At 60.8% G+C, this 13607-nt stretch carries 13 protein-coding genes; 6 read left to right on the top strand and 7 right to left on the bottom strand.

Features of this window, described 5'->3' with window-relative positions; translation table 11 throughout:
• Positions 1 to 351 precede the first annotated feature (351 nt).
• The 3 genes from NF676_RS05240 (at position 352) to NF676_RS05230 (ending at position 3470) form a co-directional block, all read left to right on the top strand.
• Positions 352 to 726 (top strand): DUF6124 family protein, encoded by a 375-nt coding sequence (locus NF676_RS05240; RefSeq protein WP_095180412.1) that lies wholly within the window; start codon positions 352 to 354, stop codon positions 724 to 726.
• Positions 727 to 1846: 1120 nt separating this feature from the next.
• Positions 1847 to 2821 carry a 2-hydroxyacid dehydrogenase gene (locus NF676_RS05235; protein ID WP_095180411.1) on the top strand — a complete coding sequence of 325 codons (975 nt, stop codon included), beginning with the start codon at positions 1847 to 1849 and terminating at the stop codon, positions 2819 to 2821.
• Positions 2822 to 2960: 139 nt separating this feature from the next.
• The gene (locus tag NF676_RS05230; RefSeq protein ID WP_122508262.1) at positions 2961 to 3470 is read left to right on the top strand and encodes a DUF2165 domain-containing protein; all 510 of its coding nucleotides are present in this window, start codon (positions 2961 to 2963) and stop codon (positions 3468 to 3470) included.
• Between the two features lie 18 nt (positions 3471 to 3488).
• Here NF676_RS05230 and NF676_RS05225 read toward each other — a convergent pair whose 3' ends face one another.
• Positions 3489 to 4391, bottom strand: a complete 903-nt coding sequence (locus NF676_RS05225; RefSeq protein ID WP_122601876.1) for a DMT family transporter — start codon at positions 4389 to 4391, stop codon at positions 3489 to 3491.
• 140 nt (positions 4392 to 4531) lie between these two features.
• On the opposite strand from NF676_RS05225, the gene NF676_RS05220 reads away from it, so the two are divergent.
• A complete protein-coding gene (locus NF676_RS05220) occupies positions 4532 to 5407 on the top strand; it encodes a helix-turn-helix domain-containing protein (RefSeq protein WP_071174437.1) in 876 nt (291 codons plus the stop codon).
• A 93-nt stretch (positions 5408 to 5500) separates the two neighbouring features.
• On the opposite strand, the gene NF676_RS05215 is transcribed toward NF676_RS05220, so the two are convergent.
• From NF676_RS05215 to NF676_RS05190, 6 genes are all read right to left on the bottom strand, one after another.
• Complete coding sequence (locus NF676_RS05215) at positions 5501 to 7930, bottom strand: TonB-dependent siderophore receptor (RefSeq protein ID WP_252887353.1); 2430 nt, start codon at positions 7928 to 7930, stop codon at positions 5501 to 5503.
• 212 nt (positions 7931 to 8142) lie between these two features.
• Complete coding sequence (locus tag NF676_RS05210; protein ID WP_252887352.1) at positions 8143 to 9132, bottom strand: FecR family protein; 990 nt, start codon at positions 9130 to 9132, stop codon at positions 8143 to 8145.
• Positions 9129 to 9695, bottom strand: a complete 567-nt coding sequence (locus tag NF676_RS05205) for an RNA polymerase sigma factor (RefSeq protein ID WP_252887351.1) — start codon at positions 9693 to 9695, stop codon at positions 9129 to 9131. The genes NF676_RS05210 and NF676_RS05205 overlap by 4 nt, the downstream gene beginning before the upstream one ends.
• Position 9696: 1 nt before the next feature.
• The gene (locus NF676_RS05200; RefSeq protein WP_252887350.1) at positions 9697 to 10023 is read right to left on the bottom strand and encodes a DUF3325 domain-containing protein; all 327 of its coding nucleotides are present in this window, start codon (positions 10021 to 10023) and stop codon (positions 9697 to 9699) included.
• Entirely contained in the window at positions 10023 to 11606 is a 1584-nt protein-coding gene (locus NF676_RS05195; RefSeq protein ID WP_252887349.1) for a PepSY-associated TM helix domain-containing protein, read from the bottom strand. The genes NF676_RS05200 and NF676_RS05195 overlap by 1 nt, the downstream gene beginning before the upstream one ends.
• Positions 11603 to 11908, bottom strand: coding sequence for a DUF3649 domain-containing protein (locus NF676_RS05190; protein WP_252887348.1), 306 nt, complete (start codon positions 11906 to 11908; stop codon positions 11603 to 11605). Before NF676_RS05190 ends, NF676_RS05195 begins: the two co-directional genes overlap by 4 nt.
• Before the next feature lie 145 nt (positions 11909 to 12053).
• Between NF676_RS05190 and NF676_RS05185 the strand changes: the two genes are divergently transcribed.
• Positions 12054 to 12584 (top strand): sigma-70 family RNA polymerase sigma factor, encoded by a 531-nt coding sequence (locus tag NF676_RS05185; RefSeq protein ID WP_252887347.1) that lies wholly within the window; start codon positions 12054 to 12056, stop codon positions 12582 to 12584.
• Positions 12581 to 13513, top strand: a complete 933-nt coding sequence (locus NF676_RS05180; protein WP_252877469.1) for a DUF4880 domain-containing protein — start codon at positions 12581 to 12583, stop codon at positions 13511 to 13513. The genes NF676_RS05185 and NF676_RS05180 overlap by 4 nt, the downstream gene beginning before the upstream one ends.
• The last annotated feature ends 94 nt before the right edge of the window (positions 13514 to 13607 follow it).

Raw genomic sequence — 13607 nt, 5'->3', positions numbered from 1 at the left:
CTTGCTGTTTAAAAATCAACGGATCGCAGCCTACGGCAGCTCCTACATCGCGGTGTTTACGGGGAAGTTTCCGACAGGTTTTGCAGGTTGTCCGTCGGAAGAGCGCTGGCTAGGATTTGGCGGTTGCTGACGAATCAGCGACCGGGTCTGGAAAACCCGCAGGATCACAGCGCATGACATAATGCCGCGCTCTTTCAGCGCCGGTATTCAGTTATGGCGGCTGTACGTGGGAGACCTTCGGGTCTGCCGGGTTTGATCCTTTGCCGGTTTTTCCAGTCCGCGTACAGCTGCCACCCCTTTCGCCTGGAAAACGAAAAATGGCAGCTCCATAAATCCAAAAGGATCTTTGCCATGTTCAAACCCACACCCAATCCCCCCGAATCCGCAAGCACCTCCCCCTACCAATCCCCCGACTCGAAAAAACTCCACGACGCCGCCGAGCGTGCGCTGGATCACTACCTCAAACCGTCCGCCAGCGCGCAGCAAAACCACAAACCCAGCACCATGTTCCAGGTCGCCCCGGACCAGGACAACGAAAGCCTGCTGGCCCACGCCTGCGAATCCCTCGCCTCGGCCAGCATCATGAGCAGCGACATCGCCGCCCACGTCGACAGCCCACAACGACACACCATACTGGCCATCCAGCAGGTAATCATGCTGGCGGAACTGGCGGTGAACCGGGTGCTGGATAACTACGAAATCCATCAGCTCCCGTCACGCAGCTGACCTCCCGGGAGCGAGCCCGACCGCGAGGGCTTCGGCACATTCAACATTCGAGGTGTCAGATAAACCGCTTTCGCGAGCAGGCTCGCTCCCACAGTTGGAATGCGTGCACCAGTGAGAAACAGGTCGGCTGTCAGGCCGCTTTCGCTGGCAAGCCAGCTCGCACAGGGACGGGGTGAATCTGGCAGAGATGGGTTGGCAGTGGAGACGCCTTCGCGAGCAGGCTCGCTCCCACAATTCTGGATCGTATACATCAGCAAGATATGAGTCGGCTGTCAGGCCGCCTTCGCTGGCAAGCCAGCTCCCACAGGGACAGGGTGAATCTGGCAGAGAGAGGTTGGCTGTGGAGACGCTTTCGCGAGCAGGCTCGCTCCCACAGTTTGAATCGAGTACATCAGCGAGAAACAGGTCGGCTGTCAGGCCGCCTTCGCTGGCAAGCCAGCTCCCACAGGGACGGGGTGAATCTGGCAGAGATGGGTTGGCAGTGGAGACGCTTTCGCGAGCAGGCTCGCTCCCACAGTTTGAATCGAGTACATCAGCGAGAAACAGGTCGGCTGTCAGGCCGCCTTCGCTGGCAAGCCAGCTCCCACAGTTTGAATCGAGTACATCAGCGAGAAACAGGTCGACTGTCAGGCCGCCTTCGCGAGCAGGCTCGCTCCCACAAAAGCAAAGGCAAAGCAGCGCAGCTGCCCGCGGCGCAGCCGCCCCACTCAACAATGAGCGCAAGCTCGAGTGCTCTTGATCTTGATCCACCGGCGACGTCGGAAGGCTGAGCGGAGGGATTGATCCGGGAGTGGGAGCGCAGCGACCGTACGACGCAGTCGTACACAGCGAGTGTAGGTGCAGCGAAGCAAACCGGAGCCGCTGCGCCCGGATCGATCCCGCAGCGAAGGAACCCGAGCCTGCGAGGGCCGAACGCAGGAGCTAGCGTTTTTTGCTTACTTTTTTAGGCGCTTGTAAAAAAGTAAGTCGCCGTCAGGCGAAACCGCCAGCCGCCGCCCCGAAACCTTCGGATATTCACACCAGACAAACCCAAGGCATGGCCGGCCCAGAGGCCGCCAAGACAACCCGAGCGAGAAAATGTTAGCGTGCTTGCAATCAAGCCCCGACGAGCCCAAGCCCAATGAAAAAAACAGTCCTGGCCTTCAGCCGCATCACCCCGCCCATGATCGAACGCCTGCAAGAAGAATTCGACGTCATCGTCCCCAACCCCAAGACCGGTGATATCAACGCCCAGTTCAACGAAGCCCTGCCCCACGCCCACGGCCTCATCGGCGTCGGCCGCAAACTCGGCCGCGCACAACTGCAAAGCGCAACAAAACTCGAAGTGGTCTCGAGCGTCTCGGTCGGCTACGACAACTACGACCTCGACTACTTCAACGAACGCGGGATCATGCTCACCAACACCCCCGACGTGCTCACCGAAAGCACCGCCGACCTCGCCTTCGCCCTGATCATGAGCAGCGCCCGCCGCGTCGCCGAACTCGACGCCTGGACCAAGGCCGGGCAATGGCAGGCCAGCGTCGGCGCCCCGCTGTTTGGTAGTGATGTGCACGGCAAGACCCTCGGCATCGTCGGCATGGGCAACATCGGCGCCGCTGTCGCCCGGCGCGGGCGCTTCGGCTTCAACATGCCGATCATCTACAGCGGCAACAGCCGCAAGACCGAACTGGAACAGGAGCTCGGCGCGCAGTTCCGCAGCTTGGATGAACTGCTGGCCGAAGCCGATTTTGTCTGCCTGGTAGTGCCGTTGAGCGACAAGACCCGCCACCTGATCAGCCATCGCGAACTGGCGCTGATGAAGCCGAGCGCTATTCTGGTCAACATCTCGCGCGGCCCGGTGGTCGACGAACCGGCACTGATCGAAGCCCTGCAAAACAACCGCATCCGCGGCGCCGGGCTGGACGTCTACGAAAAAGAACCGCTGGCCGAATCGCCGCTGTTCCAGTTGAAAAACGCCGTGACCCTGCCGCACATCGGCTCGGCCACCACCGAGACCCGCGAAGCCATGGCCAACCGCGCCCTGGCCAACCTGCGCAGCGCCCTGCTCGGCGAACGGCCGCAGGATCTGGTCAACCCGCAAGTCTGGCGCGGCTGAAAAAAGGGCCGGCGCAACATTATGCCGGCCTTCACCTTACATAACTTGCAACCGAACAAAAACGCCAGACCAAGTAACAGCAATATAAGCTCTCGCAACTTATCAACTTATTGATTAATTGCCATGGAGAGCCAATCCCGTGAACACCCTGACCACCGACAAACTCATCCGTTACAGCAAAGTCATCTTGATGGCTTATATAAGTTTCTTTGGCCTGCTGGTGATGATCCATAACTTCACTGACTATGAGTCCAACTACACTTACGTTGCACATATCCTGAGCATGGACACCACCAACGCCAGTGAAAACATCATGTATCGGGCCATTGATTCGCCGATGATCCATCACCGGATCTACTGGTTCATCATCACCATGGAAGTCATCTATACCGTGCTCTGCCTGATCGGTACTTACCAGTTGTATCGCTACATCGATGCCTCGCCAGCGGCATTCCATGAAGCCAAGAAGTTTTCAATCATGGGCATATTGGTCGCCATCTTCATCTACTACGTATGCCTGCAAACGGTCGGCGTCGAGTGGTTCGACATGGATACTTCGCAATCCTGGAATGCCAAGGACTGGGCAAGGCATATTGTCGACTTCATCTTCCCGGTGATGATCTACATCACTTTGAAAGTTGAGCGCTGAGTATCAGCGCTCGTTTTATCAAGCCAACTTCCCTTGACCCGCAGACAACAGCACTTTCGGTTTACGAAACACCAGCACGTTGCCCAACATCACCAAGACCAGCCCGACCAGCGCCGGTGCGGTCCATTGATAACCTTCGGCAAACGCCGACACGTTCAACGCCACCACCGGGAACAGCACCGTGCAGTAAGCCGCCCGCTCCGGGCCCATGCGCCCGACCAGCGTCAGGTACGCGGTGAAGCCGATCACCGAACCGGGAATCACCAGATACAACAGTGCCCCGACGTAACGCGGCGACCAATCCATGTCGAAGGGTATGCCCTTGATCAAACACCACACCGTCAGCATCGCTGCGCCGTAAGCCATGCCCCAGGCGTTGGTGGTCAGCGGTCGCAATCCCGCTTTCTGTTGCAGACTCGAGAGCATATTGCCGGCGGAAAAACACAAGGTGCCGCATAACGCCAATCCAAGGCCGAGCAGGGTTTGCGGGCTGGCCTGATGCCCGGCCAGTTCCGGCCAGAACAACAGCCCCAGACCTGACAGCCCCAACGCACCGCCCAGCAACACATTACGAGCAATGCGCTGGCCGAAAAACACCCGCGCATTCAAGGCGTTCCACAACGTTGCTGTAGAAAACACCACCGCCACCAGACCGCTTGGAATCCACTGACTGGCGGTCAGAAAACACATGAAGTTCACGCAGAACAGACATAACCCTTGAGCCACACAAATCAAATGCCCACGGCGGTTCATCGGTTGCAGGCGTCGGCTGAGCAGCAACACCGCAAACAACACCAACGCGGCGAGGCCGAAGCGATAGACAATCGACACCGGGATTTCGACCACGCCCAATTGCCATTTCAAGGCAATCCAGGTGGTGCCCCAGATCAGCACGGTCAGCAGGTACAACGACAGGTTCATGGCACACACTCCTTAAACAGGCCTTGAGTGTCTGCCTCGGGCAGCCTTCGACGCTTGCACAATCTTGCGCTTTTGTCTGGCGGCAGGCTGGCAGGGCGGTGTCTACGGAGTAGGATGCAAGGCGTTGGAGAGAACCGAACATGGCCGCTATCGATACCCTGCAAGTCTTTCAAGCCCTCAACCGCTCGCCGAATGCACGCCTTGTGCACAGCGCCGAGCTCGGTGACGGCATGTCTGCGGCCTTGTGGACCAACCACCACGATGCCCAGGAATACGAAGCGCCAAGTCATCACACGCTGTCGTGCTACGTCGCCGGCGGCACCGGCACATTCCGTCGTGGCCAGCCGGGCCGCAAGGGCGGGCCGGACAAGCTTTGCATCCTGCCGGCCGATCACGAATCGGGCTGGGTGATCAATGGCGACATCCGTCTGGCGCACCTGTATTTCAGCGCCGAACAATTCGCCCTCGGTTGCGTCACTTTGCTCGATCGCGAACCGCGCGAGATGCAATTACGCGAGCAGACCTTTCTCGAAGATCCGCAGCAGGCGCAGCGCTTCCGGCAATTGCTGAATCTGAACTGGCAAGAGCCGGCCGAGCGCTTGCTGACCAGCAGCCTCGCCCACGAATTGATCAGCCACACGCTGCTCAGCCAGGTCGGTGCGCGTCAGGGCTTGCGCCTCAAGGGCGGGCTGGCGCCGCACCAGCGCCGACAACTGGTGGAGTTCATCGACAACCAGTTGGCTGAGCCGATCAGCCTCGGGCAACTGGCCGGGCTGTGTGCGCTGTCGGAATATCACTTTGCGCGGATGTTTCGCCTGAGCTTCGGCCTGCCGCCGCATCAATATGTGCTGGCGCGGCGCTTGAGCCGGGCGCGGGAATTGTTGCGCGGCACGGCGCTGCCGCTGGGCGAGATCGCGCTGGCGTGCGGGTTTGCCAGTGCGAGCCATTTTACTAATCGGTTCAGGCAGGTTTTGGGTGGGACGCCGGGCGAGTATCGGCAGGCGTTTTTGCGTTAGAAGGTCAAAAGATCGCAGCCTTCGGCAGCTCCTACAGGGGAAATGTATTCCAAATGTAGGAGCTGCCGAAGGCTGCGATCTTTTGACGTTGACTCAAAACTCCAGAGTGCTCGACAAGGAAACCTGCCGCGAATCCCCCATCGACACAAAGAAGCGGCTCGCCGACGAGGTGTAATAGGTGCGATCAAACAGGTTCTTCACGTTCAACTGAAACTTGACCTTCTGCCCCTCAACCGTGGTGTCGTAAGTGGCAAACGCATCCGCCACGGTGTAGCTCGGCAGATCGAAATCGTTCACCGCGTTGCCGGCACGCTCGCCGACGTACCGCGCGCCCGCCCCGATACGCAACTGATCGCCGCCAAACACATTGCCGAAGTCATACACCGCCGACAGCGAGCCGGAATTCTTCGCTACGTTTTGCAGGCGCTTGCCTTTGTATTCCGGGTCTTCGGTGACTTCGGCATCGGTGTAGGCATAGCTGCCGATCAGGTTCCAGTGCTCGCTGAGTTGCCCACTCAGGTCGACTTCCAACCCACGGGAGCGCACCTCGCCAGCGGCGCTGTAGATCGTTGTCGGACCTTCGGAGTTGGCCACCAGCACGTTGCGTTTCTTGATGTCGAACAACGCGATATTGCCGGTGATGCTGCCGGGCATATCCAGCCGCGCCCCCAGCTCCCACGACTTGGCTTCCTCAGGCGCGATGCTGCCGTCGAGCACGGTACTGCTGCCGCTCAGCGGGGCGATGGTCGAGTTGGGTTTGAACGATTCGGTGTAGCTGCCATAGAACGACAGCGCGTCGGTGTAGCGATACACAAGGCCGGCGCGCGGCACCCACTTCTGCCCGTTGCTGTCGGTGTTGGCCTTGAACGGCACGCCTTTGCCGGCGTACTGGTCGTACTCCTGAAAACGTCCGCCGGCGACCAGAATCCACTGCTCGTTGAGGTGAATCGAATCCTGCAGGAACAGCGAATCACTGCGCAGTTTGTCGGTCTGCGCACTGTCGGGCGCACTCACCGTAGTGCCCATCACTTCGCGACCATACACCGGGTTGAGATAGCTGAACGTGGTCAGGCTTTTCTGCCGGATCAGATCTTCGCGGTAGATCTTGCGGTATTCATCATCAACGCCGAACACCAGATCATGCTGCATGCCCAGCACATTCACTTTGCCTTCGAGGCTGGCGGTGGTGAAACGATCGGTGCTGATCGCATTCTGGGTGCCGTCCATGCTCCGCGTCAGTGTGCCTTTGTTGGTGTCGATCGCCGTCACGCGGACTTGGCTGGCGTCGTAGGTTTCGCGGTTCCAGCTGTAGCCGAAGTGGGCTTTCCAGTCGTCGTTGAGTTCATGGTCGGCCTCGAAATGGTAGAGGTCCGAGCGCCCTTCCATGTCGTTGAACGGCTCGTCGAGACGCTGCTTGCGCGAGATATCCAGCGGATGGTTGGTGCGCGGATCGATCAGCGTGCCACGGTCGAAGGGGGTGAGAAACTCGCGGTGCTCGTAGGCGAACAACAGCTTGGTGCGCTCGCCGTACCAGGCCAGCGATGGTGCGATCAGCGTCTCGCGATGGGTGCCAAAGTTGCGCCAGTAATCTTCGTCTTCATGATCGACGACCATGCGATAGGCGAAGCCGGAATCGCCCAGCGCCCCGGTGCTGTCGAAGGCGCCGCCGCTGCCGTTCTTGCCGTCACCGTAGCTCGAACCGCGTACGGTCACGGCGTTGTACTGGGTCAGTTCCGGCTTCTTGCTGACCAGGTTGACCACACCACCCGGATCCTGAATCCCGTAGAGCAACGAGGCCGGGCCCTTGAGCACTTCGACGCGATCCACGGTCGCGTTCATGCCACGGCCCTGCACCAGCGGCATGCCGTCGCGCATGATCGAGCCGTTGCGGTTGTCGCCGAAGCCGCGAGTCATCACCGAATCCTGCGTACTGCCCAAGGTGTTGCCCTGCGTGATGCCGCTGACATTGGCCAGCGCGTCGTCGAGATTGCGCGGCGCCTGATCGCGAATGACCTGCGCCGGGATGACATTGACTGTCTGTGGAATTTCTTGCAGCGACGCCGATGTGCGCATCACCGAACTGGTTTCCGGTGGCTGATAACTCATCGATTCGTCGCGCGTGGACGTGATGGTGGTGGCGCCGAGATTGAGCGCGCCTGCGGTCGGCATCGGCTCCAGCGCTAACGTGTGACTGTCGGTGCGGCGAAAGCTCAGGCCGGAGTTGCCGAGCAGGCGTTGCAGGGCCTGTTCGGCGCTCATCTGGCCGTTGACTGCCGGAGCATTGAGGCCGTACGGCGCTTCGTCGGTGTAGACCACGCTCTGCCCGGTCACACGGCTGAAGTCGCTCAGGGCCTGCGGCAACGGTTTGGCGGCGAGGGCAAAATTGAATTGCTGTTGCGCCTGATTGCTCACCGCTTCTGTCGCCAGCGCGATACTCATCGGCAGCAACGCCAACGCGGAAAAACTCAACGCCGACATGCCCAACCACTGTTTGACCGAACCGGATTTTGCCCTGGACTTCATTGCTCAATGACCTGTGTAGAACCGCAACGGATGCGAATGGCTCGCAGTTTCAGTCACTACACGGATGGGGCTCGGGGTTACCTCACCTTTAATTTGAAAATATTTCGCGGGGGATTTGTTGCCTGGGCTGACGCCTTCGCGAGCAGGCTCGCTCCCACCTTTGGAATGCGTTCCCTGTGGGAGCGAGCCTGCTCGCGAAGAGGCCGGCAGCCTCAGCGCAAAATAATCAGTTGCCCCAACACCCGATGCTGCTCAAATCCCAATACCCCTTGCAGCGAATTGAGCACCGCCTGCGGATCCTTGCTCGGGAAACTGCCGCTGACCTTGCGCGCCGCCAGCTCATCGTTGAGCAGCACAATCCGCCCCGGGTAATAGCGGCGCAGATCCTCGACAACTTCGGCCAGCGTGGTCTTGTAGTAAGTCAGCCAACCCTGACGCCAGGCCAGTTGCGCTTCACTGTCCACGCCATGCAGTTTTTCCGCAGTGCCGTCGGCGTAGGCAACTTGCTGGCCGGCCGTGAGAATCTGCTGTTGGCCATGCTCATCGGCCGTCACCGCGACACGCCCGGACAATACCGTCACTTGCGCGCCATGGAGTTGGCGGCGCACTTCGAACTGGGTGCCGAGCACCCGCGCTTCGCCCTGCTCCGCCGCCACCACAAAAGGGTCGCCGGTGTGGGTGACGCTGAACAAAGCAGCACCTCTGATCAATTTCACGCGGCGCTGGCCATGACTGAAATCCACAGCAATCGCACTGTCGGCATCCAGTGTCACTTGCGACTGATCGGCCAGAGTCACCGTGCGGATTTCCCCAGGTGCCGAGACATGATCGGCGCGCAGATCGTCGAGCCAGCGCTGCGCCTGCCACCCGGTGCCGAGGCTGACCATCAACAGCAGACACGCGGCCAGCGCCAGCGCGCCCGACCAACGCAACATCGGCGAACGACGCGGGGCGTCCATCGCCCGCAGATAACCTTGCAGCGAAAGCGTATCTTCCTCGGCCAGCGTGCGCGCGGAGCTTTCGCTGAGTTCCCAGATCACCTGCGCCTGCGCGTACGCTTCGGCATGGGCCGGATCGGCGCGCAGCCATTGGCTGAAGGTCAGTTGATCGCCAGTGCTCGGGCGGTCGTGCAACAGGCTCAGCCAGGCCAGCGCGGCTTGCTCCTGAGCCGGTGTCGGTGTGATCGGATCGGATGGCTTCACGGTGCTTTCCCTGGCAGGCGTGGCGCGGGGTCGCGCAGGCTGGCCTTGCAGGCCTCGAGGGCGCGCATCATATGTTTTTCCACGGCACTTTGGGACAGGCCCATGGCCTTGGCGATCTCGGCGTACTTGCGCCCATGAATGCGATTGAGCAGAAAAATCTGCCGGGTACGCTCGGGCAAGGCGCGCAACGCGACTTCGACATGGCGCAGATCGTTGCCCGCTTCCAGCGCGGCCTGGGGTTCGCTGCCATGGCTGTCGGGTTCGTCCGGCTGCCAGCCTTCGTTGACCCGCGTGCGCGTGCCTTCGCTGCGCAAATGATCGATGGCGATGTTGCCGGCGCAGCGCAGCAGATAGGTGCTGAGTTCTTCGACCTGCACCAGCGGCCGCCGCCAGAAGCGCAAAAACAGATCCTGGACCAGATCCGCCGCCGTCGCCCGACAACCGACGCGGCGGTTCACCAGTGCTTCCATTTGCGCACGCTGGGACAGAAACACCTGAAGAAAATGCGCACGCGCGCCACGCGCTTCATCGTCACGCGATTCCGGCGGCAGACCGATCAGCACTTCAGCACTGCGCCCATGCGGCGACCGGGCTCGCCAGCAGGCTCAACCCGGCCAGAGCCATGGCCAGACGCGGGCGATACGGCAGCAACAGCACCAATGCCAAAGCGCTGAGCATCAGCACCGCGAACCAGTCGACCAGACCGAAACTCCAGCCATTGGCCGCCACCGCCGCCCACAGCGAAAGCGCCAGCAACAACCATCCCGCCAGCGCCAGACCCTGACTGCGGCGCGTCGACGGTTTGGCGCCGAGCAATTCGGCGTGATGACGTGGCATCGACAGGCACAACGCGGTGAAGCCGGCGTAGGTAAGCAACAGGGCCAGCAGCATCAGTTGGCACCCTGTTCGACAGTGATCGACCGAGGCGAAGAACTTGCTTTGCGAACGCTGACGCGGTCGCCCGTACGCTGCATCTTGCGCGCAGCCCAGCCGAGGAAAAGCCCCGTCGTCAGACACGTCAGATCAAATCCGGCCAGTGCCCAGTCGCGCTGCATCAGGGTCGCGCCAAGATTCCACGGTGTGGTCAGCGCATTGATCAGCGGCACCGCGATAAACAGCGCAGCGCCGAGCGTCAGCTGTTCGATCCACGCCTTGCGTCCCGGACGCAATACCGCGTGCATCACGCTCAGGCCCCAGGCTATGAAGAACGCATTCACTTCCCAATCGGCCCGCCCCGCCAGACTCACCGGCAGCAGTCGATTGGCCAGAAAGAACACCGCCACCGCCGATACCAGGCCGGCCATGCTGGCGATATTCAGCACCTCGACCAAACGCAATTCGAACGGCAGCGCCGCGCTTTTCACGTGCTTGAGCTGCCGCTTGCCGAGCCAGATCACCAGCCCGGTGCCGATCATTGCCGTGCCGGCCAGCCCGCAAATGAAATACAGCCAGCGCAACAGCGGCCCGGCGAAATGGCCCATGTGCAAACCGTAGAACGCGCCACCCACCGCCATCGCTATGGGTTGATCGGGGGTGCTGCTCAGAAGCTGCCCGGTGACGCCGTTGAAGGTCACCGCCCGGCCGAAATCATGCACCACCCGATCGCCCGCGCGGGACAGCAGCACCGTGGCGCTGGCATCGCCCGGGTTGCTTACCGACAGGCGCGCGGTATGGCCGCCCGACCACTGCTCGCTGGCCTTGGCCAGTAGCGGCGCCATGGCGGTCAGCGGCGCGGCGACATCGGCGCGCTCGGGCGTCTTCGAGGCGGGAAAGACTTCGTCGTAGAACTTGCGCACGTCGCTGCCGTAAGAGGCGACGATGCTCGCCGGCATGACCATCGACATGAAAATCACCAGGCTGCTGTAAGTGATCATCAAATGAAACGGCAGCACCAGCACACCCACGGCGTTATGCCCGTCGAGCCAGGAACGCTGGCCCTTGCGCGGGCGGAAGGTGAAGAAGTCCTTGAAGATTTTCTTGTGGGTGATGATGCCGCTGATCAACGCAACGAACATCACCATCGCGGCGAGGGTCGCCAGCCAGCGCCCCCACGGGTAAGGCATCTGCAACTGGAAGTGGAAACGGTAAAAGAACTCGCCGCCCATGCTTTCGCGGCCCTGTACTTCGACTCCGGTTTGAGCATCGAGGGTTCGGGATTCGAAGCGGCCGCGCTCGCCGGGTTTGCCCGGCGCCTGCTGCCAGCGCACGGTCAGACCGGGGTCGCGGGCATCGGGCAAGTCGATCAGCCAGCGCGAGGCACCGGCGGCGTGTTGTTGCAGATAGTTTTGCGCCTGCGCCAGGCTCGCTTCGCTATCAAGCGAATGTGCTGCGATCTCCGGCTGCATCCAGTGGCTGATTTCATCTTTGAAGTAAGCCAGCGTTCCCGTGAGAAAAATCGCGAACAGCAACCAGCCGAACACCAGCCCGGCCCAGGCGTGCAGCCAGGCCATCGACTGACGCAAACCCTCTTTCATGCCAGCCCCAGTCCGCGTGCGGCGCCAGAAACGGTGGCGAGAATCACGCTCGGCACCAAAAGGCCGACCCAGGCCGACCACGCGCTGCGGCAGGCAAAGCACCAGAGCACTGCGACCAGATAGACCAGAAAGGACACGGTCATGCCAGTGACCACCGCTTCGGCGCGGTTCAGCGGCAGCCACAACGTCAGGGTGACACTGGCCAGTGCCGCGACCAGATAGCCGCCGAAAATCGCCGCCAGTACCCGCGAAGTGACGGCCAGACGATAGGACATGGGAAGGGTTGCGAGTTTGCCTTGCATGTTTCGACCCTGAAACGGAAACGTTCGGCCGACAAGCCGAATCTACAGGCGAGCAATATTAATGATAAATATTCTCATACGCAAAAGCATCTGATTGCCGGACACTGTCGCCAGCCTCTACAATGCGAACCGTTCTTGTTCTCTAATGCACGTTCTCTACGCAAGTTTTGCGTCCGGAGTCATTTCGTTGCCGCCCGCCCATCCCGTCGAATCGCTCTACCATGCTCATCACAGCTGGCTCACTGGCTGGTTGCGGCGCAAGCTCGGCTGCCCCGACAGCGCTGCGGATCTGGCCCAGGACACGTTCATCAAAGTGCTGACCGCCCGCGAGCCACCAGTGATCATCGAGCCGCGCGCCTTTCTCACCACGCTGGCCAAGCGCGTGCTGTTCAATCATTACCGACGCCAGGATGTGGAACGCGCCTACCTCGAGACGCTGGCGCAGATGCCTGAAATGGTCGTGCCGTCAGAAGAGCACAAAGCGATCATCCTGCAGACGTTGATCGAACTCGATGAGCTGCTCGACGGCTTGCCGCGCCAGGTCAAACGCGCCTTTCTGCTCGCGCAGGTCGATGGTCTGACTTATCCACAGATCGCCGCAGAACTGGGTATTTCGGTGGCCACGGTCAAACGCCATTTGAACAAAGCGGCCATGCGCTGCTATTTCGCTTTATGAATCATGTGCCGGAATTTTCCGCTCAGGTCGCCGAACAGGCGGTGCACTGGCTGCTGGAAATGCAGCAGGGCACGCTCACCCCGCGCCAGCAACAGGCCTGGCAACAATGGCTGGATGCACACAGCGAACACCGCCGGGCGTGGGAACACATGCAACGGGTCAACCAGCGCTTGCGCGGCGTGTCGTCGCCGTTGGCCCACGCCGCGTTGAACGGACCGAAGTCTGGCAGCCGTCGTCAGGCGCTGAAAATGCTGCTGATTCTCGGTGCAGGCTCAGCGGCGACCTGGGGCATGCGCGAGCACACTCCGTTGCCGTCGCTGCTCGCCGATTACCGCACGCCGGTCGGCCAGCGACGCAAGATTGCCTTGGGCGGTGCCGATTCGTTGCAGCTCAATACCGCCAGCTCGGTTGATGTTGATGGTGCGCAGCGGTTGATTCGTCTGCTTGAAGGCGAAATGCTGTTGAGCGCTGCGAATCCGTTCGAAATACGTACGGCACACGGCGTGCTGAAAAGCCAAGGTGCGCGCCTCAATGTGCGGCAGTTTGCCGATCGCACGCAGATCGCGCTGTTTGAAGGAAGAGTCGAACTTATTGCCAACCAGCGTGCGCCCCTGCTGCTGCCGGTCGCGCGGCAGTTGAGTTTTACTGCCAGCTCGGTCAGCGAGGCTAAACCGCTGGACGCCAACAGCGGCGCCTGGACCGACGGCATGCTGGTCGCCGCCCATATGCGCCTCGGCGATTTCCTCGAAGAGCTTGGCCGCTACCGGCGCGGGCAGCTGCGGTGCGACAGTCAGGTTGCCGATTTGCTGATTTCCGGGACGTATCCGCTGGATGACAGCGAGCGGATTCTCGACCTGCTGCAGATCAGTCTGCCGGTGCAAGTGAAGCGCTTTACCCGTTATTGGGTGAGCGTCGAAGCGCGGGTTTAGAAAGCAAGATCAAAAGATCGCAGCCTTCGGCAGCTCCTACATTTGGAATGCATTTTTTCTGTAGGAGCTGCCGAAGGCTGCGATCTTTTGATTC

The sequence above is a fragment of the Pseudomonas siliginis genome, from assembly GCF_024072275.1.
GTDB classification, from domain to species: domain Bacteria; phylum Pseudomonadota; class Gammaproteobacteria; order Pseudomonadales; family Pseudomonadaceae; genus Aquipseudomonas; species Aquipseudomonas siliginis.
The sequence above is the reverse complement of the archived record's forward strand: the minus strand, read 5'-3'. Positions and strand labels throughout refer to the sequence as shown.

Coding starts and splice junctions, on each gene's coding strand:
- NF676_RS05240 (WP_095180412.1), top strand. CDS start 352: ATGTTCAAACCCACACCCAATCCCCCCGAATCCGCAAGCACCTCCCCC.
- NF676_RS05235 (WP_095180411.1), top strand. CDS start 1,847: ATGAAAAAAACAGTCCTGGCCTTCAGCCGCATCACCCCGCCCATGATC.
- NF676_RS05225 (WP_122601876.1), bottom strand. CDS start 4,391: ATGAACCTGTCGTTGTACCTGCTGACCGTGCTGATCTGGGGCACCACC.
- NF676_RS05220 (WP_071174437.1), top strand. CDS start 4,532: ATGGCCGCTATCGATACCCTGCAAGTCTTTCAAGCCCTCAACCGCTCG.
- NF676_RS05215 (WP_252887353.1), bottom strand. CDS start 7,930: ATGAAGTCCAGGGCAAAATCCGGTTCGGTCAAACAGTGGTTGGGCATG.
- NF676_RS05200 (WP_252887350.1), bottom strand. CDS start 10,023: ATGCTGCTGGCCCTGTTGCTTACCTACGCCGGCTTCACCGCGTTGTGC.
- NF676_RS05195 (WP_252887349.1), bottom strand. CDS start 11,606: ATGAAAGAGGGTTTGCGTCAGTCGATGGCCTGGCTGCACGCCTGGGCC.
- NF676_RS05190 (WP_252887348.1), bottom strand. CDS start 11,908: ATGCAAGGCAAACTCGCAACCCTTCCCATGTCCTATCGTCTGGCCGTC.
- NF676_RS05185 (WP_252887347.1), top strand. CDS start 12,054: ATGCACGTTCTCTACGCAAGTTTTGCGTCCGGAGTCATTTCGTTGCCG.
- NF676_RS05180 (WP_252877469.1), top strand. CDS start 12,581: ATGAATCATGTGCCGGAATTTTCCGCTCAGGTCGCCGAACAGGCGGTG.